Source organism: Pelagibacterium sp. (genome assembly GCF_965249125.1).
Lineage (GTDB): Bacteria > Pseudomonadota > Alphaproteobacteria > Rhizobiales > Devosiaceae > Pelagibacterium.
In genome coordinates this window covers 3,181,713-3,204,523 of sequence record NZ_OZ252217.1, presented here as the reverse complement: position 1 = coordinate 3,204,523, position 22,811 = coordinate 3,181,713, and the positions used below count along the sequence as shown (strand labels likewise).

The 22,811-nt window shown below is 60.6% G+C and carries 27 protein-coding genes; 7 read left to right on the top strand and 20 right to left on the bottom strand.

Annotated features, from left to right (window positions below; translation table 11 throughout):
• Positions 1-7 precede the first annotated feature (7 nt).
• From ACP148_RS15510 to ACP148_RS15480, 7 genes are all read right to left on the bottom strand, one after another.
• Positions 8-529, bottom strand: a complete 522-nt coding sequence (locus ACP148_RS15510; RefSeq protein WP_421952111.1) for a helix-turn-helix domain-containing protein — start codon at positions 527-529, stop codon at positions 8-10.
• Positions 516-668 (bottom strand): hypothetical protein, encoded by a 153-nt coding sequence (locus ACP148_RS15505; RefSeq protein ID WP_421952110.1) that lies wholly within the window; start codon positions 666-668, stop codon positions 516-518. The genes ACP148_RS15510 and ACP148_RS15505 overlap by 14 nt, the downstream gene beginning before the upstream one ends.
• Complete coding sequence (locus ACP148_RS15500) at positions 665-856, bottom strand: hypothetical protein (RefSeq protein WP_421952109.1); 192 nt, start codon at positions 854-856, stop codon at positions 665-667. The genes ACP148_RS15505 and ACP148_RS15500 overlap by 4 nt, the downstream gene beginning before the upstream one ends.
• Before the next feature lie 227 nt (positions 857-1,083).
• Positions 1,084-1,317 carry a hypothetical protein gene (locus ACP148_RS15495; RefSeq protein ID WP_421952107.1) on the bottom strand — a complete coding sequence of 78 codons (234 nt, stop codon included), beginning with the start codon at positions 1,315-1,317 and terminating at the stop codon, positions 1,084-1,086.
• Positions 1,314-1,589 carry a hypothetical protein gene (locus ACP148_RS15490; RefSeq protein ID WP_421952106.1) on the bottom strand — a complete coding sequence of 92 codons (276 nt, stop codon included), beginning with the start codon at positions 1,587-1,589 and terminating at the stop codon, positions 1,314-1,316. Before ACP148_RS15490 ends, ACP148_RS15495 begins: the two co-directional genes overlap by 4 nt.
• 71 nt (positions 1,590-1,660) lie before the next feature.
• Positions 1,661-1,984 carry a hypothetical protein gene (locus ACP148_RS15485; protein ID WP_421952105.1) on the bottom strand — a complete coding sequence of 108 codons (324 nt, stop codon included), beginning with the start codon at positions 1,982-1,984 and terminating at the stop codon, positions 1,661-1,663.
• 16 nt (positions 1,985-2,000) lie between these two features.
• Complete coding sequence (locus ACP148_RS15480) at positions 2,001-2,195, bottom strand: hypothetical protein (RefSeq protein ID WP_421952104.1); 195 nt, start codon at positions 2,193-2,195, stop codon at positions 2,001-2,003.
• 102 nt (positions 2,196-2,297) lie between these two features.
• Between ACP148_RS15480 and ACP148_RS15475 the strand changes: the two genes are divergently transcribed.
• Positions 2,298-2,759 carry a hypothetical protein gene (locus tag ACP148_RS15475; RefSeq protein WP_421952103.1) on the top strand — a complete coding sequence of 154 codons (462 nt, stop codon included), beginning with the start codon at positions 2,298-2,300 and terminating at the stop codon, positions 2,757-2,759.
• Between the two features lie 268 nt (positions 2,760-3,027).
• Here ACP148_RS15475 and ACP148_RS15470 read toward each other — a convergent pair whose 3' ends face one another.
• The gene (locus tag ACP148_RS15470) at positions 3,028-3,639 is read right to left on the bottom strand and encodes a DUF3800 domain-containing protein (RefSeq protein ID WP_421952102.1); all 612 of its coding nucleotides are present in this window, start codon (positions 3,637-3,639) and stop codon (positions 3,028-3,030) included.
• Between the two features lie 58 nt (positions 3,640-3,697).
• Positions 3,698-4,990, bottom strand: a complete 1,293-nt coding sequence (locus tag ACP148_RS15465) for a tyrosine-type recombinase/integrase (protein ID WP_421952101.1) — start codon at positions 4,988-4,990, stop codon at positions 3,698-3,700.
• A 532-nt stretch (positions 4,991-5,522) separates the two neighbouring features.
• Here ACP148_RS15465 and ACP148_RS15460 point away from each other — a divergent pair.
• Positions 5,523-6,653 carry an NAD(P)/FAD-dependent oxidoreductase gene (locus ACP148_RS15460; protein ID WP_421952100.1) on the top strand — a complete coding sequence of 377 codons (1,131 nt, stop codon included), beginning with the start codon at positions 5,523-5,525 and terminating at the stop codon, positions 6,651-6,653.
• A gap of 189 nt (positions 6,654-6,842) precedes the next feature.
• A complete protein-coding gene (locus tag ACP148_RS15455) occupies positions 6,843-7,349 on the top strand; it encodes a GAF domain-containing protein (RefSeq protein ID WP_421952099.1) in 507 nt (168 codons plus the stop codon).
• Here ACP148_RS15455 and ACP148_RS15450 read toward each other — a convergent pair.
• From ACP148_RS15450 to ACP148_RS15400, 11 genes are all read right to left on the bottom strand, one after another.
• Entirely contained in the window at positions 7,346-8,047 is a 702-nt protein-coding gene (locus ACP148_RS15450; RefSeq protein ID WP_421952098.1) for an LrgB family protein, read from the bottom strand. The genes ACP148_RS15455 and ACP148_RS15450 overlap by 4 nt on opposite strands.
• Positions 8,040-8,417, bottom strand: a complete 378-nt coding sequence (locus tag ACP148_RS15445) for a CidA/LrgA family protein (RefSeq protein ID WP_421952097.1) — start codon at positions 8,415-8,417, stop codon at positions 8,040-8,042. Before ACP148_RS15445 ends, ACP148_RS15450 begins: the two co-directional genes overlap by 8 nt.
• Positions 8,418-8,423: 6 nt before the next feature.
• Positions 8,424-9,659 carry an amidohydrolase family protein gene (locus ACP148_RS15440; RefSeq protein WP_421952096.1) on the bottom strand — a complete coding sequence of 412 codons (1,236 nt, stop codon included), beginning with the start codon at positions 9,657-9,659 and terminating at the stop codon, positions 8,424-8,426.
• Between the two features lie 9 nt (positions 9,660-9,668).
• A complete protein-coding gene (locus tag ACP148_RS15435) occupies positions 9,669-10,643 on the bottom strand; it encodes an ABC transporter ATP-binding protein (protein ID WP_421952095.1) in 975 nt (324 codons plus the stop codon).
• A complete protein-coding gene (locus tag ACP148_RS15430; protein ID WP_421952094.1) occupies positions 10,633-11,634 on the bottom strand; it encodes an ABC transporter ATP-binding protein in 1,002 nt (333 codons plus the stop codon). Before ACP148_RS15430 ends, ACP148_RS15435 begins: the two co-directional genes overlap by 11 nt.
• Positions 11,635-11,703: 69 nt before the next feature.
• Positions 11,704-12,648 (bottom strand): succinylglutamate desuccinylase/aspartoacylase family protein, encoded by a 945-nt coding sequence (locus ACP148_RS15425; protein ID WP_421952093.1) that lies wholly within the window; start codon positions 12,646-12,648, stop codon positions 11,704-11,706.
• Positions 12,649-12,672: 24 nt separating this feature from the next.
• Complete coding sequence (locus ACP148_RS15420; protein ID WP_421952092.1) at positions 12,673-13,518, bottom strand: ABC transporter permease; 846 nt, start codon at positions 13,516-13,518, stop codon at positions 12,673-12,675.
• Between the two features lie 5 nt (positions 13,519-13,523).
• Positions 13,524-14,504 (bottom strand): ABC transporter permease, encoded by a 981-nt coding sequence (locus ACP148_RS15415; protein WP_421952091.1) that lies wholly within the window; start codon positions 14,502-14,504, stop codon positions 13,524-13,526.
• Positions 14,505-14,555: 51 nt separating this feature from the next.
• Entirely contained in the window at positions 14,556-15,731 is a 1,176-nt protein-coding gene (locus ACP148_RS15410) for a M24 family metallopeptidase (RefSeq protein WP_421952090.1), read from the bottom strand.
• 67 nt (positions 15,732-15,798) lie between these two features.
• Complete coding sequence (locus ACP148_RS15405) at positions 15,799-17,337, bottom strand: ABC transporter substrate-binding protein (RefSeq protein ID WP_421952089.1); 1,539 nt, start codon at positions 17,335-17,337, stop codon at positions 15,799-15,801.
• A 38-nt stretch (positions 17,338-17,375) separates the two neighbouring features.
• Complete coding sequence (locus ACP148_RS15400; RefSeq protein ID WP_421952088.1) at positions 17,376-18,413, bottom strand: GntR family transcriptional regulator; 1,038 nt, start codon at positions 18,411-18,413, stop codon at positions 17,376-17,378.
• 219 nt (positions 18,414-18,632) lie between these two features.
• On the opposite strand from ACP148_RS15400, the gene ACP148_RS15395 reads away from it, so the two are divergent.
• The 4 genes from ACP148_RS15395 (at position 18,633) to ACP148_RS15380 (ending at position 22,811) form a co-directional block, all read left to right on the top strand.
• On the top strand, positions 18,633-19,604 hold the full coding sequence (locus ACP148_RS15395) for an aldo/keto reductase (RefSeq protein ID WP_421952087.1): 972 nt from the start codon (positions 18,633-18,635) through the stop codon (positions 19,602-19,604).
• Between the two features lie 9 nt (positions 19,605-19,613).
• On the top strand, positions 19,614-20,774 hold the full coding sequence (locus tag ACP148_RS15390; protein WP_421952086.1) for a hypothetical protein: 1,161 nt from the start codon (positions 19,614-19,616) through the stop codon (positions 20,772-20,774).
• 82 nt (positions 20,775-20,856) lie between these two features.
• Positions 20,857-21,906 (top strand): HD domain-containing phosphohydrolase, encoded by a 1,050-nt coding sequence (locus ACP148_RS15385; protein WP_425033563.1) that lies wholly within the window; start codon positions 20,857-20,859, stop codon positions 21,904-21,906.
• Positions 21,907-22,481: 575 nt separating this feature from the next.
• Positions 22,482-22,811 (top strand): STAS domain-containing protein, encoded by a 330-nt coding sequence (locus ACP148_RS15380; RefSeq protein ID WP_421952084.1) that lies wholly within the window; start codon positions 22,482-22,484, stop codon positions 22,809-22,811.

Genomic DNA, 22,811 nt, shown 5'->3' with positions numbered 1-22,811 from the left:
AGCTGTGTCATTTCGCAGCCTCAGCCAGGGGCTGCTCCTGTTCACTTAAAGTGTTAGGCGGAACTATGCTTCCGCTCGCGACCGGAACTATTGTTCCTCTCGGAATCGGTTTCTGAGAGGAACTATTGTTCCTGTCAGAACGGGGTTTTCGGCGCTCTCGTCGGCTGGCTCTTTCGGCTTTCCAGCGGGCCAAGGCATCCGCAACGGTGTGCCGGTCAAACTCGTATTCGTTCGATCTTTGGCGGTTGCCGCGCGTCCATTTAAGCCAACCGGCTGCGCTAAGCCGCTGGAGGCATGTCCGCACGTAACGCGGCGTCATATGCGCCTCAGCGGAGAGCGTTTCCTGCGAGGGGAATGTCCGCCATGTCTCGCTGTTCAGATGCTGGAGAATGACGATCCCGACGCGGACATCATTGCCTTTCAGGTTCTTGTCGTTGCTCATCGCCTGGATGACATCGAATTTCCATTTGGCGAACGCAGCACCGACCAGTTGCCTTTCCTGTGCGTCGAGACTTTCATTTCCGCTCATCGGTGACCTTTCGCCGCCGGTTGCGCTCGTTCTCTTTCTGACGCCGGATGACGTTTTCTCGGGCCTGCTGCTTTGACCATTCGGGGCGGCCCTCGAAGGCGTTGTAATGCCAAGGCTGGCGGTCGGGGTTTTCACTCAAGCGTCCTCCCCTTTCGCGGCCATGTGCATGTCGAACAGCGCCTTGCGGGCGCTGCTCAGGGTTGGGAAGGTCGCCACATACTGGTCAAAGGGCCCGAAGGCTTCGAATCCACGATCGGTCTGGTTCACCGTGCCGATCCGAACTGTGCCGACCGTGACAATCTCTTGTTTGGATACGGGCTTACCCATGGGCGACCTCCTCACTGGTTGAGGACATCGGTTCTCCCAGACGGGCCAAGGCCCATCGATCAAGCTCGGTGCGATCGTAAACAGGGATGCGGCCATCACGCCGGAAGGCTGGCCCGCCACCGATGCAAGCCAGCTTCGCTAGGGTGCGGGTGGCCATGGTTACGCCGTGGCGCTGGAGAAGGTAAGCACTGGCCTCTTTGCGTCTGAGCCGAGGCTTTTCGAGAACGTCAGTCATGCCTCTTGCCCTCCCTAATACCGGCATAGAAGGCTTTGCGGAGTTGTGACGCCCTTGTCTCCGCCTCGTTGACGGCGAAGGTCATCAGTTCAAGGTCATGCTTTCGGATGATGAAGTCGCCATCGGGCGTTTGCCCCGCGCTGACGTTGTTCAAGAGGTTGGCGGCGATGGTGGCCATGTTGTCGAGGTCGCAGATTTGCGGCTCAAGGTCTCGGAGGTCGCTCATTGCGAAACCTCCCGACGCTCAACCACGATATTGAAGTTTTTGCCCTGCCGGATAAGTGGGTAGGCATAGGAAATGGCGAGCGTTCGTTCGTATTCATCGTCCTCGGAAAGGCCGCGCCGGCTTTCCAACTCCCGCACCAAGTCCTCGATTTCGAACCCGATCATCTCGTGATGACGCTCTGCCCATTCCTGCAAATTGTTGATCACCTTCACATGGCTGGAGAGACAGGCTTGAAGGACGAAGATTTGGTGCACTGCGGTGAGCGTGGTCACCGCGTCCCGCAACTCTGTAACCGACATCTTCTGGTGTTGGGGGTTGGGGGAGCGAACTGGAGGGGCGCTGTTCATGCTGCACCCCCGATCATCGCGGGCAGAGCCATCAGATTGGCGTGGGCATCGGGCGTAATGTCACCGCAACCCTTGTTCGCCAGACAGCGGATAAGGGCCTCTCGGGTCCGACAGTAGGAGACGCCCCGCCAATCCGGTTTGGCGATGGTTTCTGAGGACTGACGGCGCTGTAAAATCCATTGGATGCCGTCGCGGCATTCGATGACGCGCCAATCGACGTTCAGCCGGATGATGACGCGGTGGTAATCGTCGGCGCTTTCACGCCGCACGGGCTTATCGCTTGCCCGATCGGCAAGCGCGGTGGTATTACTGCTCAACATCTGGGAATCTCCATTCTCAGGCTTCGACGGCATCAGGGGCTTGGACGCCAATCTCGTCCCCTGGTGCCGTTCTCGTTTTCAGTCCAATCTCGATTAACTCCCGGACAGCTTCGGCTCGGCTGTTGAGCCGCTTCTTCCATCGGTAGCTGTCGATGCGGACCAATGCCTCCGGATCGATGAGCGTGACTAGGCGCTCCGTTTTGACCTGCATTGTTGTCACTCCATAAACCTGTTTAGGTTGAACATGTAGAATATGACCGAGCTTGGTCGTATGGTCAAGAAAAACATGTTTAGGTCGAACAGGACGCACCCAATGGCCCGCACGAAATCGCAAGGGGAGATAAAATCACATCAGCAACATTTGCTGATGGCACCGAGCGAGGTGGAAGCCATTGATAATTGGATGTTTAAGAACCGGCTGAAATCCCGGGGGGAAGCGATACGCCGCCTCTGTCAGATTGGGCTCACTTACAATGAAAACGCTGAGCGGATAGAATCGCTCGGGGATGAAATGTTCGAAAAGACCAAGCGATTGCTGGAGCTTTACGTCGAGGGCGTCGAGAACAGCCACGAGGGCATCGACGAGTCTTTCTTTCTGGAAATGGATGCGCTCTTTGAGCGATCTCTGGAGCTTCGTGCGGAGGGCCGATATCTCAAACTGATGCGTGGCAAGCTGTCAGATGACGAAAACGAAAGCGCCGCAACTGACGCTGATAGATTGCGCGGTCAGTATGCGGAGCATCGTAGAAAGCTATTTGCGAAAAAGACCACCTAAGCCGTTCGGGGCATGGCGACCACGATTCCGCCTTCACCTTGGACCGACGGGTTCGACTGACTTGCCCCCTGCGCAGTTTTGCGCACGGTATTGGCTAGCTCGATCGCGAATGAGTGAAACCTATATCGCCTGGGAACGAATGAGTTAACTTGACATTAAGGGCAAAGCAGCCACATTAGGTGCTGAAAAGTCGCCCTGCCTCGCTGAACTGTCACCGGATGGTGTGCGTGCTTGGCAGTCGCCAAGATAGGCAGGCAGGTCGCACCCTTCACTTAAAGTCCCAGATATCCTCGATTTTTTTGCCCAGCATTTGATGCCAGCGTCTGGCATCGCCTCGGTTGTCGCGAAAACTGCGGGCAATTGCTCCGGTGCACATATCTGCCATCTGCACGAGCCGATCATTCCGTGAATCTGAAAAGCGGACCTTCTTAATCGCGCCTTTCTCAGTGTGTCTTCGAAGGTAGGCAGCCAGCTCCTGCTTAAATATTCGCTCGCCCGATCCATCGATCACGACGCTGGCACCTTTCAAAAGACCGTTGTCAAACTTCAGCATCGATTTAACGAAGAAGCTATAAAACGCTTCCTTGTTCGAGCGAAGGTGTCCGCTTTGGATTACCTCTTTCCTTACAACGATGGCTCGCACGCAAAAGTCGAACGATTGGACGGCCTCAAAAAAAGCGTCGCGCACCTCGGGGCGGCTTTTGCTGAATTTGAATTCAGGCTTTACGCCGTGCTTTTTGGCCACTTCATCGATCGCCTTGAGTGCCCTGACCGATTCAGCAGGATCACGAAACACCACCATCGCAACGACGAAGGCGGGGGATGATCCTTTCGAGACTTTAAAGCCAGGATCCCCCGACTCATCAATAAAAACAAGCATGGGGGATCATTGTCAGCCGCTTTTCTAAACTCAAGTGTTTTCAGCCGTTTCCCCCCGCCTAAGCCCTTCTCGGCATCGCCAGCACCTTCGCCTGGGCTCCCGTCATCTGCCGCCACACCTCGGCGCTCACCTTGTTCGCTGCGGCGACTAACACCGCGTCTAGGCGATGGGTGTATTTGCTGGTGACCGTGTGCCCCTTGTGCCCGATCAGCGCGCCAATGGTGCCATCGGAATACTCAAGGTCGCCGGCGATGCTGGCGAACGAATGCCGCAGGACATGAGCAGTCACCCCCTCCAGTTCGGCCTTGACTGTGATGCGCTCGATAGCGGTGTCGAGCGAGCCATAGGCCCCCTTGGGGTTTCGGATGCCGGGAAGCACAAACTCCGCCCCACCCGTGCTCTTTGCCGCCCGTAGCACGTCGATAGCCGCCGCCCCAAGGGGGCGCAGTGATTGCCCGGTCTTCTTGTCGCCAAACACCAGCGCCTGGTTCTCGAGGTCCACTTCGGTCCACCGCAGTTTGTTGATCTCGCTGAGGCGTGCACCGGTGAGGGCCAAAAGGCGAATACCGGTCACCGCCTGCCAGGCTTCCGTGTCAGCATTTGACAGCGCCTTGCCTAGCGCCCGCATTTCGTCGGGTGTCAGGCGCCGCTCTCGCTTCTGGTCCGCTGCCCGGTCCACACCATGGGCGGGGTTGAACTGCAGCGCGCCTTGCCGGATGCCCCATGACAGGATGCCGCCCAGCAAGCCCACTGTGCGCGCCGCCGTACCAGCGCCCCCGGTGACCCGTGCCACGCCGCGCGGCTTTCCAGATTTCACTACTTTAGCGGTCTTGCCATCGGTGACGTCATCGACGAATTGCTGAACGTCGTGCTGGGAAAGGTCCGCGACCAGCTTCTTGCCGAGCAGGGGCTTGATGTGTTTGTCGATGCGCCCCTTGTCGGTGGCAATGGTGGACGCCTTTTTAGGTGTCCGGCTTCTCCGCTTATAGATGCGGCCCGCCTCGGCAGCGGTGATGTACTCATCGCAGAGCTGGGCGACCGTGAGCCCGTCCCGCCGCGCCTTCTTGTCCCGGTTGGACTGCAACGGATCTTCGCCGGCCGCCACCTTGCCGAACTCGACCTGGGCTTGTGACCGCGCCTGCTCGATCGTGATCTGGCCAAACTTCCTAAGCGTCATGCGCCGGCGCTTGCGGTCAGTCGTGAAATAGTCGACGAAGAACGTCTTGCTCGCCTTGTTGATATAGACGCCCAGGCCGGGCACCTCCGAGTCCCAGAGAATGTATTGCTTTTCCCCCGGCTCGGCATTGGCGATCATCGTCTTGGTCAGCTTGACCCTGGCTGGCTTCGGCACCGCTCACTCCCAAAAACTCACAAAATACTATCACTCACAAAGAGCACATGGGAAAAGATGAGCGCAAGCGAGAAACGCAAAAAGGCCCGAAACGCCTTGCTTTCAGGCATTCCGGGCCACTTGGGGAAACTAGGGAAAACTCAAGGAAACGTGCTTCGTGCGCCCTCCGAAGGCAGAGGTCACACGTTCGAATCGTGTCGGGTGCGCCAAATTTCGACCACTCCAGAACAACGATGGGCACCAACTATAGCCCTCTAAGGGCCCTGGCCACGGCGCACGTCGAGCGTAGCGGAAACCAACTGATCGGTTTTCAGAAGTGCAGGTCGGTGTCTCGTGCATGCCAGGTACATTTCTGCTGCAACTTGAAATCGGACAATAGCCTCCTGTCGCGATGGGCCAACCGCAGAAGTCACCGGCTCTTTGGTCATTGTTCGACCGAGTAACAATATGGCCTCGCGGGTGGGGCATCCGCGTTTATTGCCGCGCCTGCGGCAATATACTATCGTCGGCCTTGGCGATCGGGAGAGGGCCAATGAAAACTAGAATCCTAGTTCTGGGGGCCGGGTTCGGCGGGCTTGAGCTTTCCACGCTGCTGTCTGAATCGTTGGGCGAGTCGGTCGAGGTCACGCTGGTCGACAAGAGCGATCATTTCATGTTCGGCTTCTCCAAGCTCGACGTGATGTTCGGTCATGCCGATGCTCACGCGACCCGCCTGCCGTATGCAAACTTCGTCAAGCCTGGGGTGCGCATCGTCCGTGAGACCATCACCAAGATCGACCCCGCCGCAAAACGGGTGACAACCGATGCGGGCGTCTATGACGCCGATTATGTGGTGGTCGCCTTGGGTGCCGACTACGACTGGGACGCCACGCCTGGCCTCGCCGACGTGCACGAGTTCTATTCGGTGGCGGGAGCAGAACGGTTACGCGGCGTGCTGCCCACTTTCACCGGCGGCCATGCGTTGATCGGCGTGTGTGGTGCGCCCTACAAGTGTCCTCCGGCGCCCAGCGAATGCGCACTTATGCTGCACGATTATTTGGAGAAGCGGGGCCTGCGGGGAGCCTGCGAGATCAGTATCGTGATGCCGCTCTCTGCTCCCGTGCCGCCGTCGCCCGAGACATCGAAGGCTCTGCTCGCCGCGTTCGCCGAGCGCAACATTAAATTCCACCCCTCCAAGCGCGTGCTCCGAATCGATGCCGCGCGCAAGATCGCGTCTCTCGACGACAATACAGAGATGGCCTTCGATCTTTTCCTGGGCGTACCCAAACATCGCGTGCCCGCCGTGGTGCTTGAGAGCGGTCTCGCCAAGGACGGCTGGGTGACGGTCAACCCGCGCACGCTGGAGACGAGATTTCCCGGCGTCTACGCGGTGGGGGACGGCGCCAATACTGGAACGCCCAAGGCCGGCGTATTCGCGGAAGGCGCGGCGAAGGCGGTGGCCAGCGCCCTGGTCGCCAAGGTTAATAGCGCCGGTGCCGCCCGAGAATATGACGGTTTCGGCACCTGCTATATCGAATTCGGCGGCGGCCGCATCGGAAAAGTGCAGGTGGATTTCTTTTCGGGCCCGCAACCGACCGGAACCTATTACGAGCCCTCGGTGGAACTGCGCGTCGACAAGGAGCATTTCGGCTCCTCCCGTCGCGCGCGCTGGTTCGGGACATAGGTCGCGATAACATAGCGGTTCCCAGTTTCATCCTGTCGGGCGCGCCAATTTTCATTCACGACAGTTTCACTGCGTCCGCAAGATCGCTCTTTTTCAGCAGGGAGTTGAGCATGCTGAGGCATTGCCTTGATCTTGTGTGCAGCTGCTGCCAATTCTGGAGGCGAAGAACCGGTCCAAGGAATCGCACCGATGTCACCCTCCGCGCAGACCCAGCTCGACATTCTTGATCGCCTTGCCGATGTGCTGGCCAACGGCGACCGGTCGGCGCTTTATGGCGCTGTCGATGCGGCGCTTGCCGAGCTTGTCGGGCACAAGCTGTTCACGCTCCTCCTTGTGTTGCCCGGCGGGAAGGAGGTGCAGCGGTTCTGGAGCACGAACGAGACGGCCTATCCGTTCTCGGGGCGCAAGCCTATGGGCGATACGCCTTGGGGCGATCTGGTCATCAAAAGGCATCAACCCTTTCTCGGGCGCGACATGGACGCGATCCGCTGGGCGTTTTTCGATCATGAACTGATCGCTTCGCTTGGATTGGGCTCTGCCATCAACGTGCCGATCATCAGCCGCAAAACGCTGCTCGGTACGATCGCCATTCTCGATGCCGAGCATCACTACGATGAGGAAAAGCTCGCCATCGCCATGCGCGTTGCTCCTTATCTCGTCGATGCGTTCCGAGCCGAAATCGCAGAGCCGGGCTAGGAAAAAAGCCAGCCGGCAAGAATCGCGGTTGCTATGCCGTTAAGAGCCATTGCCAGCCCTGAAAATGCGCCGGCCAGCGGGTCGACCTGGAAGGCGCGGGCCGTGCCAATGCCATGCGCGCTCAGCCCGGCGGCAAAGCCGCGCGCTGCGTAATCTCTAAGCCCCATCATGTTCATGAGTGGAGTGACCATGATGGCGCCAATGATGCCAGTCACGATCACGAGGACCGCGACGAGCGAGCCATTGGCGCCGATCTGTTCGGCAATCCCGACAGCAATGCCCGCCGTGGCCGACTTGGGAACGAGCGCTAGTTGCAGCGCTTCTGGCATGCCCAACGCCCTGGCGATCAGAACGGCGGAAAACATTGCAAGTGGCGCCCCGACAACGAGCGCGGCAACGATGGGCACCGCCATTTCGCGCACCCGCGCCCTGTTTCGCCAAAGCGGAATGGCCAGAGCAACGGTGGCCGGCCCCAAAATGAAATGGATGAACTGGGCGCCCGCGAAATATTCGGCGTAGCCCGTCCTGGTCAGATACAGGATCCCAACGATAATGCCGACCGAGATCAGCACAGGATTGACCAGCGGATGGTTGCCGCTGGATCTGGCGAGATAGCTGGCAAGCAGGAACACCCCGATGGTCAGCGTCAGCCAGAACAGCGGGCTGGCCGCAAGAAACACCCAGAGCCCGTCACGCATTGCCGCGCTCTTCCGTCAGGCGTCGGGCGAGGATGAACACCCAGACCGTCACGGTCAACGTGGCAACACTCGACAAGACCAGAACAGCCGCCAGCGCGAGCCCGTTGGCAACGACAAGATCGAAATGCTGGGAAATGCCAACTCCCGCCGGCACGAAAAACAGCCCCAGCCAGCCAAGCAGGTTATCCGCAGCGGTTTTAATCTGTCGGCCGGCGCCGCGTTCGCCCTTCGGCAAATACCGGGCGATAAGCATCACCACCAGCAACAGAACAATGCCGATAACCGGGCCCGGAACCGGCAGCGCAAACGCCCCCGCCACGATGTCGCCGCCCAATTGGCAGGCGAGAAGAACGAACAGTCCCAATAGCATGAATGGCTAGACCAGCGCCGATTTGTGCAAGCGGCCACGCGCCATGATCAACGGCATATGCGCGCCGTCGTCTCCAAGCAAGGAGATATCGGACAGCGGGTCGCCATCGACGACGATCATGTCGGCGGATGCGCCTTTTACAATCTCACCCGCCTGGCCTTCGAGCCGGCAGAGCTTTGCACCGACCGTTGTCGCCGAGCGGATGATTTCGGCGGGTGAAAGAACCTTGGCCAGTAGCTCGAATTCCATGCAGTGATATTTGCGCAGTTGCCCCAAGAGGTCTGATCCGAACGCCATCGGCAGGCCGGCCGCCGCCATGACTTCGAGCGAGCGCAGCCCGCCTTGGCGCACAATGTCGATCTTTTCGAACTCGGCGGCGCCCAGCCCCAATTGCTTGCCCTCGATGGCCAGCGCCTCATAGGCGACAAGGGTCGGCACCGCGATGCAGCCCGCTTCCGCCGCCTTGCTGGCGGTCTCGGGTTCGATCAGATTGCAATGTTCGAGCGAATGGACGCCCAGTTCCACGCAGCGGCGGATGGCCTTGTCGGTATAGAGATGAGCCGAAACGTAAAGTCCGGCATTATCGGCCTCCTCGACCATCGCGGCGATCTCTTGGCGCGAATACTGGATCGAATGGATGGGGTCGTTGGGTGAGGACACCCCGCCATTGGCCATCACCTTTATGAAATTGGCGCCCTCCTTGATCAGTGTCCGGCAGGCGGCGCGGACATTGTCCACGCCATCCACGATCAGTCCCATCGAGCCGACGCGGTCGGAAAAAAGGCCGGGGCGATCGTCGGTGCGCTGGCGCAGGTCGGCATGTCCGCCGGTCGTGGTCAGGCCCTTGCCGCAGATGACGAGCCGTGGGCCGTCGATAAGCCCGTCCTCGACCCCGCGGACCAGCCCGATATCGGCACCGCCCAGATCGCGCAGGGTGGTAAAGCCGCGCGAAAGCGCCTCGTTCATCACCCGTGCCGCGCGCAGCGCCCCCAGCGAGGCGGGCGCGATCATATTGCCCCACAGATCGAGCGTTTCGGCCACCACATGCACGTGGCAATCGATAAGACCGGGCATCAGCGTGCGGCCATCAAGCGCGATGGTCTGCGTGCCCTCGGGCGGGACTATGCCGGCGCCGATTTCGGCGACGCGATCGCCCGTAACGAGCACGTCCAGGCCGTCTCTTAAAACACTTTCAACGGGATCGAGGAGCTTGCCGCCGGTGAACAGATAGCTGTTGGTCATGGAGCGGTCCTATCGGTGATGGCAGGCCACGAGCTGGCCATCGTCCCGCGACGTCAGTTCGGGCTCGTGGGTGCGGCAGATTTCGCTGGCCAGCGGACAGCGCGTATGGAACGCGCAACCCGACGGCTTGTTGGTGGCGCTGGGAATATCGTCATTGGACGCCGAAAAACTATGCCGGGCTCGTGGATCGAGGGAAGGAGCCGAACCCATCAGCAATTCGGTATAGGGATGGCGCGGCGCCGCAAAGATGGTCTTTTTGTCGGCGATCTCGACGATCTTGCCCAGATACATCACCGCAACCCGATGCGAGATGTGCTCGACCACGCCAAGATCGTGGGACACCGAAAGGTAGGAGACGCCCAGATCGTTCTGCAGATCGGCCAGAAGATTGAGAATCTGGGCCTGCACCGAAACGTCCAGCGCCGACACCGGTTCGTCGCACACGATAACATCGGGCTTGAGGGCCAGGGCGCGGGCGATGCCGATGCGCTGGCGCTGGCCGCCGGAAAACTGGTGCGGATAATTGTCCGCCTGATCGGGACGCAGCCCGACCCGCCTCATCAGGCTCACCACTTCCGCCTCGCGCTCCATGCGCGTTCCGATATTATGGATATCGAGCGGTGCGCGGATGATGTCCTTGACCTTCTGGCGCGGGTTGAGCGAGGAGAAAGGATCTTGAAAGACGATCTGCATGCGCCGGCGATAGTCCTTGAGCGCGGTTGCGCCAAAGCTGGTGATCTCCTGATCGTCGAACCGCACCCGGCCGCCGGTCGGCCTGACCAGACCCATCAGCGCCAGTCCGGTGGTCGATTTCCCGCACCCGCTTTCGCCGACCAGCGACAGGGTTTCACCGCGTCCCAGGGTGAAGCTGACACCATCGACGGCCTTGACCGCACCGACCTGGCGCTTGAACACGCCGGCCCGGATCGGGAAGTGGACTTGGAGATTGTCGACGGCCAGAAGGGGGGGTGTTTCAGGCTGCATCGTCATGCTCCCAGCAGGCGGCCATGTGGCCGGGGGATTTTTCGACAAGGGGCGGACGCTCCTCGAGGCACCGTTGGGAAGCGCCTGGACAGCGCGGCGCGAAGGCACAGCCCTTGGGCAGGTCCCAGAGCGCAGGCACGGTGCCCGGAATGTCGGTCAGCCGTCCGCCTTCGGCCATGCCCGAACGCGGAACCGCGCCCATCAGGCCTCGCGTGTAAGGATGGATGGGATTGTCGAAAAGGTCATAGACGCTCGCCTCTTCCACCCGCCGTCCCGCATACATGACGATCACCCGGTCGGCGACTTCCGCCACGACGCCAAGGTCGTGGGTGATCAGGATTTGGGCTGTGCCAAGCCGGCTCTGCAGCTCCGAGATCAGCCCCAGGATTTGAGCCTGGATGGTCACGTCCAGCGCCGTAGTCGGCTCGTCGGCGATGATGATTTTCGGCTCGCACGCCAGAGCGAGCGCAATCATCGCCCGCTGGCGCATGCCGCCTGAAAGTTCGTGCGGGTACTGCCGCGCGCGGCGCTCGGGATCGGGCATCTGCACCATCTGCAGTGCTTCAACGGCCCGCTTGAACGCCTGGCGGTGCGAAACCTTGCGGTGCTGGCGCACGGATTCGGCGATCTGCTCGCCCACGGTCAGAACCGGATTGAGCGCGGTCAGCGGTTCCTGGAAGATCATGGCGATCTCTTCGCCGCGGAAATCCTCGACCTTGCGCTGATCGAACGCCAGGAAATCCGCGCCAGCGATCTCGATGGAGCCGCCCGTGACGCGGGCCGCCTCGGGCAACAGGCGCATCAGCGCCAGCGCCGTCATCGATTTCCCGCACCCGCTTTCACCAACGATGCACAGCGTTTCGCCCGGCGCGACCGACAGGCTCATGTCCTGAACGACAGGAAACGACCCGCGATCGCCGCGGATTTCGATATCGAGATAGCTGACCGCAATGGCCGGCGTCTGATCGGGCTTTTCGGCGAGTGCGCTCATCGCATTCATCCTTTTTGAGTAGGGCCGCCCGGCCTTATTTTGGCAACCGGCCGGGCGGGGGCGACCGGCTTAGTCGGTCGCGCCATCCAGATTGCCCACCATGAACCCGTAATCGCCGCTCTCGACGACGTTGCGGGTCAGGTGCTGCATGATCATGACGCCGTTTTCGAACGGGGTCTGAATTTCTTCGAGCGTTTCGAAATTATAGGGACTCACGACCCGCCCCAGCAATTGTCCGCCCTTGATGATTTCGCCATTGGCGGGACACAGCGGCTCGATAAAGCCGCCCTGGGTGGGACGTATACCGGCCAGCTCGTTGCAGACGATCTGCTTGGGGTTGGGCGCCACATCGCCGGGGATCATGCCGCGCAGACGCAGCATGTTGAGCACGCCATTGACGGTGCGCTCGATATAGGGGGTCTGATCGACGATGCCGCCGCCCAGTTCGACTACGACGCTCGGGATATCGCGTTCCTCGATGGTGACGGCCTTGGACGTGCCGGCGAAGACCGTGCCCTGCTTGTCGGGAACCGGGCGATAGAGGACGGTCGAGCCGAAAGCCCGCGAGAGCTCTTCGTCGTTCCAGATATAGACGTAATCCACAGTGGGGCGATCGGTGCCCGAATGCAGGTCGATATGGATATCGATCTTGCGCAGGAATTGATCGGACAACGCCAGCGCGAGCTGCTGGCTGTATGTGCCCTTGGCCGAGCCGGGAAACTGGCGATTGAGGTCGACCTTGTCATGGGTCGCAAAGCGCTGGTTGACGGCGAAGGCCGAAGGATTGGCTACCGGCAGCAACACGATGCGGCCCGACAGCGGGGTATCCTTCAAGATGCGGAACAATTCGAGGATGGCCTGGCTGCCGGTGTTCTCATTGCCATGGATCGAAGCGGAAATACCCACCGTCGGTCCGTCCTTTTCGCCAACCAGCTCGTGCATCAGCAGAACGGCGTCCGAACCGTCGGCGAGCGTTGTGAATTTGTGGCGAATGGGATTGATGGATTTGACCATTCTTGTGGTGTCCTTTTATCGCGCCTATTTGGACTTGCCGCCGCTGCGCGAAAGCTGACGGGGATCGAGGATGTCCCTGAGGCCATCGCCCAGGAGATTGAAGCCGAGCACGGTGATCATGATCGTCGCGCCCGAAATTATGGAAAGCCAGGGTTCGTCGCGGATGAACCGCGTGCCATAGGCCAGCGTCCAGCCCCAGGTCGGGGTCGGGGGCGGCAGGCCGAAGCCAAGGAAACTCAGCGCCGATTCCGAAATGATCGCGGTGCCCAGCCCCAGCGAGGCCAGGACGATGATCGGCCCGAACGCGTTGGGCAGCACCTCGCGGAAAAGGATACGAACCGGGTTCGCTCCGAGCGCCCGCGCCGCCTGGACGTAATTCTGTTCGCGCAGCACCAGCGTCGTGGCACGCACCACGCGGGCATATTCGGTCCAGGTGACGATGATGATGGCAAACGAGATGTTGGCGATGCCCGGGCCCATCACGGCGACGATGGCCAGCGCCAGAACCAGCGGCGGAAAACCGAGAAAGATGTCGGTGATCCGCATCAGGAGCTGGTCGACCCAGCCCCCGAAATAGCCCGAGACCAGCCCCACGACGGTGCCGACCACGGCGGCGCAGGCCACCGAGATGATGGCGATCGAGAGCGAGACCCGCGCGCCATAGACCAGACGGGACCAAAGATCACGCCCGAAATTGTCGGTGCCCAGAATGTGGCCGGGTGTCGGCCAGGCAAAGCGGTTGATCATGTCCATCTGCTCGACCCCGTGCGTTGCCACGAACGGCGCAAAGACGGCGCAGAAGATGATGGCGAGCGAAATCAGCGCGCCGACGACAAGGGAAGTGTTTTTGAATGCCTTTGGGATGCGCATGGGTCCTATCCGAGCCTGATGCGCGGATCGACCGCGGCGTACAACAGATCGACGATGAGATTGACCAGCGCGAAGATGATCGCAAAGGTCAGGACGATACCCTGGATCAGCGGCAGGTCGCGCTGCGAGATCGCCGAGATGGTGAGCTGTCCAAGGCCGGGCCATGCAAAGATGGTTTCGGTCAGGACCGCGCCGCCTAAAAGGGCGCCAAAGCGCAACCCGATGATCGAAAGCACTGGCAAGAGCGCGTTACGCAGCGCATGCCGGACGACCACACGCGGGCGGCGCAGCCCCTTGGCATAGGCGGTACGCACGAAGTCCTCGCGCAGAACCTCGAGCATGGATGCCCGCACAAGCCGCGAGATGACCGCCGCCGAATTGGCCGCCAGCGCAATGGCTGGCAGGGCCAGATGGGAGAGCGAATCCCAGATGGGTCCGAAATTGCCGGTAAACATCGCCCCGATCGCTTCGGGAAGCGGCACGCCGCGCCCGACTGCCGGAAGCCAGCCAAGCATGACCGCGAAGGCCAGCATGAGCAGCAGCCCCAGCCAGTAGACCGGCATGGAGACGCCAAGCTGGGCAAACAGCATGGTGGCGGTATCGACCCACGAGCCCTGACGGATGGCCGCGATGACACCCAGTGTCAGCCCGATCACCGTGGCAAGGATGAGCGAAACGATGGCCAGTTCGAGCGTTGCGCCCAACCGGGTTGCAATGATCGAGGCCACCGGCCGGTTCTGAAAGATCGAGGTGCCCATATCGCCTTGCAAGAGCCCGGCGAAATAGTCCCAGAGCCTTATGTACCAGGGATCGTTGAGCCCCAGCGCGTTGCGCAGGTTCTCGATGGCTTCGGCAGAGGCTTCCTGCCCGAGCAGCACCGCGGCGGGATCGCCGGGAATGAGCAGCAACAGCCCGAAGGTGATGACCACCATGCCAATCGCCATGGGGATCATCAGAAGAAGGCGGCGGGCAACATAGGCTAGCATGGCGTCCACCCGGAATATGTGTGTGAGGAAAGGGTCATTGTCTCAAACGGTCTAGCCGATCACCACTTGGTCGATGGCGCGGGGATATTTTGTCATGCTGTCGGGACCTTCGGCCGCAATCAGCACGGTGTCGGCAATGCGATAGCCCGCAAATCCGGGCACAAAGATCGCCGGTTCGCTCGAGGTCACCATGCCGGGCTCCAAAATGGTGTCGTCGCCGGCTTCGACCCAGGGCGGCTCATGGAACATCACGCCCATGCCGTGCCCGACCCGATGCAGAAGATATTCGCTCATCCCGCTGTCGCGGATATAGGTAAGCGCCAGATTGTCGGCAGACGCGCAGGTATGCCCGGCGATCAGCGCCGCCGTGGCCATGCGCTGGGCTTCGAAAGCCACCCCATAATGGCCTTCCTGCTCTTTGGTCGGTTCGCCGATGAACAGGGTGCGCTCGCTTTCGGCGGCGCGACCGCCAACCCGGCAACCGAGCGATAAGATGATGCTCTCGCCGCGCTTGACGGGATAGCCCGTCGGCATGCCGTGCGGAAAGGCCGAGCGCGCCCCCGAATAGACCAGCCCGCTGGCCAGCCCCTGTACAAGCATGAGATCGGCATGTTCCTCATGCATGATCTTCATGGCATGGCGCGAAACAAAAGATTCGATTTCGATCTCGCTCGGCAGCTTATCCCCCGACGCCATGGCATCGGCGATCAGATCGACGCCGGCCTTGACCATCTCGTCGGAAATCCGCGCCGCCTCGCGATGCAGAACGATTTCCTCGGGGTATTTGACGAGCCGCATCTGCTGGATCAGATTGGTCGGCTTATGGGCCCTTGCGTTGGGAAACGCCGCTTCGATCTGGCCCACCCGCACCAGCGAAATCGCATGGCTGTAGGCAATCGTGCCCTTCATGTCGGGAAAGGCGCGGCCCAGAACGTCAAAGGGTTTATCAACGCCCGGAAACTCGAAATAGACGATCGGTTCGGCAGCGATGTTCTGGTGCGCAGCGTGAGCCCGTTCGAGTTCGGGGATCAAAAGCCAGGCGCCGTCCTGGGTGATCGCAAAGACCACGGGACGCTCGGTCGTATAGTGGGAAAACCCGGTGGTATAGATCACGTCGTCATTGGAATCGAGCAACAACAGATCAATCCCGGCAGCCGCCATGCGCTTGCGGATGTCGGCGTGAACCTTGGCGTAGAAATCGGCGCCGAGCACCTGATGGAAAGTCATTCCGGGCTCCGGAGAATGGCATAGGGAAAAGGTGGACCGGCGCAATGGGCGCGCCGGTCCCCAACGTTCAGTCGGAAAGCCCGATCAGGCCGCGCAGCGTGCCGCGCGGATTGGCTTCCACCTCGACCGGAAGGTCACTGGCATAGAACAACTGATAGCCCTGGGCCGAGATGATGTAATAGGGCAGCTCCTCGGCGAGGATTTCAGCAGCTCCCTGATAGGCTGCGGCGCGTTCGGCCTGATCGAGGCTTGAGCGGCCTTCTTCGAGCAGGGCGTCGACATCGGCGTTGGAGTATCCGCCCCAATTGGTCGATCCGCCAGTGGTGAGCTGCGCGTAGAGCAGCCGGTCGGGATCGACGAGGTTCAGCCAGCCGAGCAGGGCGATCTGGTGCTGGCCCTGCTGCACGTAGTTGGTCGAGAAGCTCGGCCAGTCGCTGATCTGGATTTCCGCGTCGACGCCTGCGGACTGGAAGACCGCCTGCAGATATTCGACCGACTGCACCCGGTTGGGGTCTTCGCTGTGGGTCGAGAGCACCACATGGAGCGGTTCGCCATCCTTGTCGAGAATGCCGTCGCCATTGGTGTCGGTCCAGCCCAGTTCGGCGAATTTTTCGACGGCTGCGGCCGGATCGAAAAGCGGCTGGGAAACCGCTTCGTCAAAGGCCCATGAGGTCGGCAGAAGCACCGAATGGGCCACTTCGTCCACGCCCTGGTAGATCTGGTTCACTATGGTGTCCTGATCGACCAGCATGGCGAAAGCCTGCCGCATTTGCGGGTCCGACAGCAGCGGATCGGAGACGTTGAAGTTGAGATAGGTCACTCCCAGGCCCGCCATGATGGCATTGCCGAACCGGTCATCATTGGTCAGCCGCTCGATATCCTGCGGGGACAGGGGAGACTGGACGACGTCAAGATCGCCGGCCTCGAAGGCCTGCGCGCGGGCCGAATTGTCACCGATGATCTGGAGCGTGACGTTTTCAATTTCCGGAGCGGAGCCCCAATAGTTTTCGTTGGCCTCGAGCTGGATGTTGCTGCCGCTGTTCCAGGCCGTAAGTTTCATCGGGCCGGCACCGATCGGTTCGACCGCTATATCGGTGCCCGCCTCGACAGCGGCCTTGGAAACGATGCCCATGTCCAGATAGGAGAGCAGCGGCGCGTAAGGGGCTGAAAGGTTAAACTGCACGGTGCGCTCATCGACGGCTTCGATCGAGTCGATCGGGGTATAGAGCGCGCGTTGCGGGGCGTTGAAGTCGGGGTCGAGAATGGTCTCGTAGGTAAAGACCACGTCGTCCGCGGTCAGCGGGCTGCCGTCGGAAAACGTAAGGCCGGAGCGCAGGGTGAAGATGATGGTCTGCGGGTCGGGGCTTTCCCAGCTCTCGGCAAGCTCGGGTACGGCTTCGAGATTGGGGGTGATTTCGACAAGGCCCGAATAGATGAGATTTGCAGTGCGCGCGGCTGTCGTATCGCGGGTCAGCCGCGGATCGAGCGTGCCCGCATCCACATCGGCGCCGATGACGATCGTATCGGCTTCCTGCGCGAGAAGCGTTGTGGCTGGAGCCAGCATGACGGCGATGGCCGCCGTGGTTGAAAGGAGAAATGCCTTCATGATTGTTCCCTTTGGTAAATCAGCCATGGTGGTAGAAATCAGTTTCCCTTGGGTCGTGCCGCCACCTTCTGGGACGGGTGGCTTGCCTGAAGTCCTCGCGCCTTTTGCCGTCTGATGTCGGCGAGATGGGGCGCAAGGACGTTTTCGACGGCGCCCGGATCGGGCGCGTGCCGGTATTCGAAACAGGGGATGTGCTCGGGCACGTGTTCGGCGACGTGATCGGCCCCCGAAGCAAAAATCACCGCGTTGCATTGAGCCAGCGTTTCGTCGAGATCGGGCGCCGAGGACCATGTCACCCTGATGTCGGAGACATGAGGAGCGAACTCGCGCACGCTGGGGCGCATGATGGCGATGTATTCCTTGAAATGGGTGATGGCCGCGACCTTCGTGCGCGGATCGAGCCGTGCCAGGTTCTGCCGTGTCTGCTCGGAAGGGATGAAGCGCAGACCCAGAAGATTATCGCTGTCCACATGCGAGCGCACTTCGGCTTCGCGATTGACAAAGGTCAGGACCAGATCGGCCTTGCGGCATGCCTCGCGTAACGTGTCCGAGCCGGTAAGACCCTCCAACGTAATCAGGCGCACCTTGTCCTCGGGTGCAAGAACGGGGCGGATCTGTTCCACATAGTCGCGCCCCGGACCTTCGAATATGCACACAAAGACGATGCTCAGCCCGTCGCCGCCGCCACGGGGAAACTGCGACTGGGCATTTATCATCGAGATCAGCGACAGCGTCGAAATGCCCAGATTGTCGGCCTTCTCGATCAGCCCGCCGATATCGGCGCGCAAGGCATCGAGAGGGTTTGAGCCGGCGACCCGTATTTTAGGATCCTGAATGGCAAAGGCGCCAAGCCCCTGGCGCATTTCCACGAGCCCCTCGTCGCGAAGCTGCTTATAGACCTGCGCTACCGTCATTGGTGCGATGCCGATATCGGCAGCAAGGGTGCGCACCGAAGGCAGTTTCGCGCCGTGGGGAATGTCGCCGAAGCTGAGCATGTAGGCGAGCAGGCCATGAAGCTGCGTACCCACCGGAACGGGGAGCGACTTGTCGATGCTGGATGCGTCTAGCGTGAACATTTAGGTGTGCTATCCATTCAGTACACCTCAACGGTTGCACGGTATTTTTTCTGACGCAAGAGGGTGTGGGAAATTTTTGTACACAATTTGCATACGCCATTTATTTGTGCATTTATGCGCAAACTGCGAGGCAGTCAGCGGGCCGATGACGTGTGTGCCTGTGAATGTGCGCATTGGTGGCGCTGCCTCGAACTGATTTCGTCATGAAAGAGTGTACTAATGGATTATATCAACCTCGGAAAAACCGGCCTGAAAGTGTCGCGCCTCGTTCTGGGCTGCATGACGTTCGGCTCGTCGACCTGGGCGCCCTGGGTGCTGGGGGCAGAGGCCTCCCGTCCCATCATCGACAAGGCCCTCGATCTTGGCATCAATTTCTTCGATCTGGCCGACATCTATTCCATGGGCGAGAGCGAAGTGGTTGTGGCCGAGGCGCTCAAATCGGTGCCGCGCCACAAGCTGGTTCTGGGCACCAAGCTCTATAACGCCATGAGCGACGACCCCAATGATCGCGGCCTGTCGCGCAAGCACGTGTTCGAGGCGGTGGATGCGAGCCTCAAGCGCCTCGGAACCGACTATATCGATCTCTACCAGCTCCATCGCTTCGATTACGACACCCCGCTCGAGGAGACCCTCGACGCGCTCAACGACGTCGTTCGCGCCGGCAAGGTGCGCTATCTCGGCGCGTCCTCCATGCACGCCTGGCAGTTCATGAAGGCCATCGGCATCCAGCGCGCCAATGGCTGGGCGCCGTTCGTATCCATGCAGAACCACTACAATCTTATGTACCGCGAGGAAGAGCGTGAAATGCTGCCGCTCTGCCGCTCCGAGGGCATCGGCGTGATTCCCTGGAGCCCTCTGGCCCGTGGCCGTTTGGCCGGACGCGGCGGCGAGGCGACGACCCGCTCGCAGACAGACAAGACCGCCAACGCCCTCTACGACTCAACTCTCGCTCAGGACGACGCCGTAATCGCCGCGGTGCGTACCGTTGCCGAGCGCCACGGCCGCCCGATGGCCCAGATCGCCTATGCCTGGGTCGCCTCGCGCCCAGGGATCACCGCCCCCATCGTCGGCATTTCCAAACTGCATCAGTTCGATGATGCCATTGCCGCGCTCGAGGTCGAACTGTCCGACGAAGACGTTGCCGTGATGGAAGCGCCCTATCGGCCCAAATCCGTGGCCGGGCACATTTAGGAGGCCAGCATGAAACCGGGTCAGGACCTTGCCGAAATCACCGCCGGGATCGACCGGCTCTATAGAGCCCAGCAGCAGGGCGAAGGGTTTCTCGACGCCGAGGGTCTGATCCCCGTTGCCGTCGCTCCCGTGGAGCCGCGCAGTTTTGCAAGCTATGCCGAGGCGCGCGAGGCGCTGGCAAAGCTCTCCGAAACCCTCGACAGCGTCGCCGAAAGTCAGCCGCGTCGCGACTATATCTCCGAGATGATCGATTCCCTGGACGCCCTTATGGACACCTTCGAGGGCAAGCTGATTGGCTTTGCCGAACGGCTCAGGCGCCAGATCCGGGTCGATACCACGCTGATCGGCGACGATATTCTCGATACCTATCGCGCCATCATCCGCAGCGGTCTAGACGAGTTGGGCTATCGCGATGGCGACCTTGCCTCCGACATCGCGCGCTGGGAGGCCGACACCATCGTGCCGCGGGACGCGGTCATCCTTGTGCTTGAAGACTTGCTAATGCAATCGCGCCAGCGCGCCGCGGCAATGTATGATTTTTCCCACGAGTGGATCGAGCCGGTCGGCGTCACCGAAAAACCCTTTGCCGCCTATTGCGACTATCCGGGACGCAAAGTCCTGCTCAACCTCGATTTCCCCTATACCGTCTATGCCTTAAAGCACCTTGCAACCCACGAAGCCTTCCCGGGCCATCTTGTGCATCTGGGTTTGCGCGAACGTTATGTTGCGGAGGGCTCAATGCCGCTCGACGGCGCGCAGGTGGTCACGAGTTCGGCGTCAAGCGCGCTGTTCGAGGGTATTGCCGACAATGGTATGGCCTTTCTCGACTGGCTCGATACACCCGGCGATCAGATCGCCGTGGCGCTCCAGCGCCTGCGCAGCGCCCTGCGCTGCAATGCGGCATGGATGATGCATGAGGAGAAAAGGCCGATCGGGGAGATTGTGCCGATCATCGCGGCCCAGGGCTATCAGACGCCCGAAACCGTCAAGGGACGGCTGGCCTTCCTCCATCATGATCTCAGAGCGCCGTTTGTTTACGCCTATTGGTGCGGCGATACTGCAGTGGAAAAGGTCTGGAACAACGTACCCGCCTCCGAACGCAAGCGGTTCTGGCACTATCTCTACGGCGCCATGCATACACCCACCACGCTGGCGAAATACTGGCAATAGCGCTCATTGGTGCCGCCAAATTAAGCTCGCTCTAAGGTTTGGCCCGCCATAGTCTGGCGTCACGGACCGTTGGGGGCGGTGCATGCGCTTGCTTATTGTTGACGACAGCCGATCCAGCCTTGCGCTTATCGGATCGATAATCGGCGAAGTGGTTTCCGGAGACATCGAACTTTGCCTCAATCCGCGCGAGGCGCTCCAGCTTTGCCGGCAAAGCCAGTACGATCTGGTGATCGTTGATCACATCATGCCCGAGATGGATGGCATCGAGTTTACCGCGGCCCTGCGCGCCCGGCCCGCCTATAGCCTTGTTCCCATTGTCATGGTGACCTCGGACGCCGACAAGACGGTCCGCATCGAGGCCATCAAGGCGGGGGCATCGGACTTCCTTCAAAAGCCCTTCGATCCTACCGAATTGCAGGCCCGTGTTGCCAACCTTCTGGCTCTGCGCAAGGCGCAGGTGCAACTGGCCGATCGTGCGCAATGGCTGGCCCGCGAGGTGGAGCGCGCCACAGCGCATCTTTTGGCCCGTGAGGAAGAAATCATCTATCGGCTCGCCCGCGCCATCGAATATCGCGACGGCGATACCGGCGAGCATGTGTCGCGGGTGGCCCAGATCAGCCAACTCATCGCCGAGGGCATTGGATTGCCCCAGGAGAGATGCCGGATGATCTATCTGGCCGCTCCTTTGCACGACATCGGCAAGATCGGCATTGCCGACGCCATTCTGAGCAAGCCCGGCAAGCTGACGGCCGAGGAGTTCGCCAGGATGCAGGAGCACGTGACCATCGGTGCGCGCATTCTAGAGCGCGGCACCTCCGAACTCATCAGGACCGCCGAACTCATTGCGCAAAGTCACCACGAGCGCTGGGACGGCACGGGCTACCCCGACCGCCTTTCGGGCGCCGACATACCGGTCGAGGCCCGCATCGTGGCCATCGCCGACGTCTTTGATGCCCTGTGTTCGGAACGCCCCTACAAGGCTGCCTGGACAGTAGAGGCTGCCTATGCGGAGATTGTCCGCTGCGGCGGCAGCCATTTCGACCCGGCCTGCGTTGCGGCCTTCCGCGCCAACTGGCCCGAGATCAGTGCTCTGGTCGGCGGCGATGGTCTGCCCCAGGCAGCAGGCTTCTAGCTGCCAGCTACGTTCCATAACGCGGTTGTGATCGGTCCCTAAGGTCGAGCCGGGGCGCCACGCGCCTCTGCGCAAGAGCTGACAAGCCATCGTCCCCGTAAAACCGGTCAGCGGACCTGCCCTATTGGATTGCAGTCGATGCCGTTTTTTTGACGTCCGCCAAGCACTCGAGTGGTCGCCGGAGCTCGGCATGAAACCGGAATCAAGAGCAGGGCAAAGTATTTATCTTCCATTGTCCGCGAGTCGATTCAGAATCAAAGTTCGAACGACTCGGAATCGTCATTGATGGACTCATGTAGGATTCTAAAGAAATAAAGTAATAACCAAATTTACTGCAATTTTGATAGTTGTATTGGTGGTCAAAGCTTTTACACAAACTATAAAATTGTAACAGATGTTTAATCATTGGATGAAAGTGTATTTCCATATTCCGGGGGAATACACTGCGGGTGGCGACATCGCGTTGGAGCGATGTCGCCATCGCCAAGAATGGTTTGCGCATTCGTCTCCCGGCCATCGCAACGGCAGGAGAGACAGAATGTCATCCAGACCCCTTATCCGATCGGGCTTCGTCTATGCCCCATGACGACTGTTACACACTCGTTCTGGGCGCCGATGCAGGCATAAAATCGGCCCGGAACGTCGCGGCCAGCCTCGCTCAAGCCCTCTCCGAACACGACACCATCGGCATCGATACCCAGACCCTCTCGGGCGCCGATATCACCACGATCCAGACGCTTCTGGCCGCCAGGGCCAAGGCCGAGCAATTGGGCAAGTCGCTCGAAATGCTGGCGCCAATCGGCCCGCCGCTGCTCGATGTGCTTGCTTCCGCCGGCTTTTTAAGTCCCGGCCAGGGCCATGCTGGGTTCTGGAGCGGCACCGATGAACACGAGGCGGGACACTGA

What these genes read in the sequence shown, in the direction of transcription:
- ACP148_RS15510 (WP_421952111.1), bottom strand. Translation starts at nt 529, where the DNA reads ATGAGCGGAAATGAAAGTCTCGACGCACAGGAAAGGCAACTGGTCGGT.
- ACP148_RS15500 (WP_421952109.1), bottom strand. Translation starts at nt 856, where the DNA reads ATGGGTAAGCCCGTATCCAAACAAGAGATTGTCACGGTCGGCACAGTT.
- ACP148_RS15495 (WP_421952107.1), bottom strand. Translation starts at nt 1,317, where the DNA reads ATGAGCGACCTCCGAGACCTTGAGCCGCAAATCTGCGACCTCGACAAC.
- ACP148_RS15485 (WP_421952105.1), bottom strand. Translation starts at nt 1,984, where the DNA reads ATGTTGAGCAGTAATACCACCGCGCTTGCCGATCGGGCAAGCGATAAG.
- ACP148_RS15480 (WP_421952104.1), bottom strand. Translation starts at nt 2,195, where the DNA reads ATGCAGGTCAAAACGGAGCGCCTAGTCACGCTCATCGATCCGGAGGCA.
- ACP148_RS15475 (WP_421952103.1), top strand. Translation starts at nt 2,298, where the DNA reads ATGGCCCGCACGAAATCGCAAGGGGAGATAAAATCACATCAGCAACAT.
- ACP148_RS15470 (WP_421952102.1), bottom strand. Translation starts at nt 3,639, where the DNA reads ATGCTTGTTTTTATTGATGAGTCGGGGGATCCTGGCTTTAAAGTCTCG.
- ACP148_RS15460 (WP_421952100.1), top strand. Translation starts at nt 5,523, where the DNA reads ATGAAAACTAGAATCCTAGTTCTGGGGGCCGGGTTCGGCGGGCTTGAG.
- ACP148_RS15455 (WP_421952099.1), top strand. Translation starts at nt 6,843, where the DNA reads ATGTCACCCTCCGCGCAGACCCAGCTCGACATTCTTGATCGCCTTGCC.
- ACP148_RS15450 (WP_421952098.1), bottom strand. Translation starts at nt 8,047, where the DNA reads ATGCGTGACGGGCTCTGGGTGTTTCTTGCGGCCAGCCCGCTGTTCTGG.
- ACP148_RS15445 (WP_421952097.1), bottom strand. Translation starts at nt 8,417, where the DNA reads ATGCTATTGGGACTGTTCGTTCTTCTCGCCTGCCAATTGGGCGGCGAC.
- ACP148_RS15440 (WP_421952096.1), bottom strand. Translation starts at nt 9,659, where the DNA reads ATGACCAACAGCTATCTGTTCACCGGCGGCAAGCTCCTCGATCCCGTT.
- ACP148_RS15435 (WP_421952095.1), bottom strand. Translation starts at nt 10,643, where the DNA reads ATGCAGCCTGAAACACCCCCCCTTCTGGCCGTCGACAATCTCCAAGTC.
- ACP148_RS15430 (WP_421952094.1), bottom strand. Translation starts at nt 11,634, where the DNA reads ATGAGCGCACTCGCCGAAAAGCCCGATCAGACGCCGGCCATTGCGGTC.
- ACP148_RS15425 (WP_421952093.1), bottom strand. Translation starts at nt 12,648, where the DNA reads ATGGTCAAATCCATCAATCCCATTCGCCACAAATTCACAACGCTCGCC.
- ACP148_RS15420 (WP_421952092.1), bottom strand. Translation starts at nt 13,518, where the DNA reads ATGCGCATCCCAAAGGCATTCAAAAACACTTCCCTTGTCGTCGGCGCG.
- ACP148_RS15415 (WP_421952091.1), bottom strand. Translation starts at nt 14,504, where the DNA reads ATGCTAGCCTATGTTGCCCGCCGCCTTCTTCTGATGATCCCCATGGCG.
- ACP148_RS15410 (WP_421952090.1), bottom strand. Translation starts at nt 15,731, where the DNA reads ATGACTTTCCATCAGGTGCTCGGCGCCGATTTCTACGCCAAGGTTCAC.
- ACP148_RS15405 (WP_421952089.1), bottom strand. Translation starts at nt 17,337, where the DNA reads ATGAAGGCATTTCTCCTTTCAACCACGGCGGCCATCGCCGTCATGCTG.
- ACP148_RS15400 (WP_421952088.1), bottom strand. Translation starts at nt 18,413, where the DNA reads ATGTTCACGCTAGACGCATCCAGCATCGACAAGTCGCTCCCCGTTCCG.
- ACP148_RS15395 (WP_421952087.1), top strand. Translation starts at nt 18,633, where the DNA reads ATGGATTATATCAACCTCGGAAAAACCGGCCTGAAAGTGTCGCGCCTC.
- ACP148_RS15390 (WP_421952086.1), top strand. Translation starts at nt 19,614, where the DNA reads ATGAAACCGGGTCAGGACCTTGCCGAAATCACCGCCGGGATCGACCGG.
- ACP148_RS15385 (WP_425033563.1), top strand. Translation starts at nt 20,857, where the DNA reads ATGCGCTTGCTTATTGTTGACGACAGCCGATCCAGCCTTGCGCTTATC.
- ACP148_RS15380 (WP_421952084.1), top strand. Translation starts at nt 22,482, where the DNA reads ATGCCCCATGACGACTGTTACACACTCGTTCTGGGCGCCGATGCAGGC.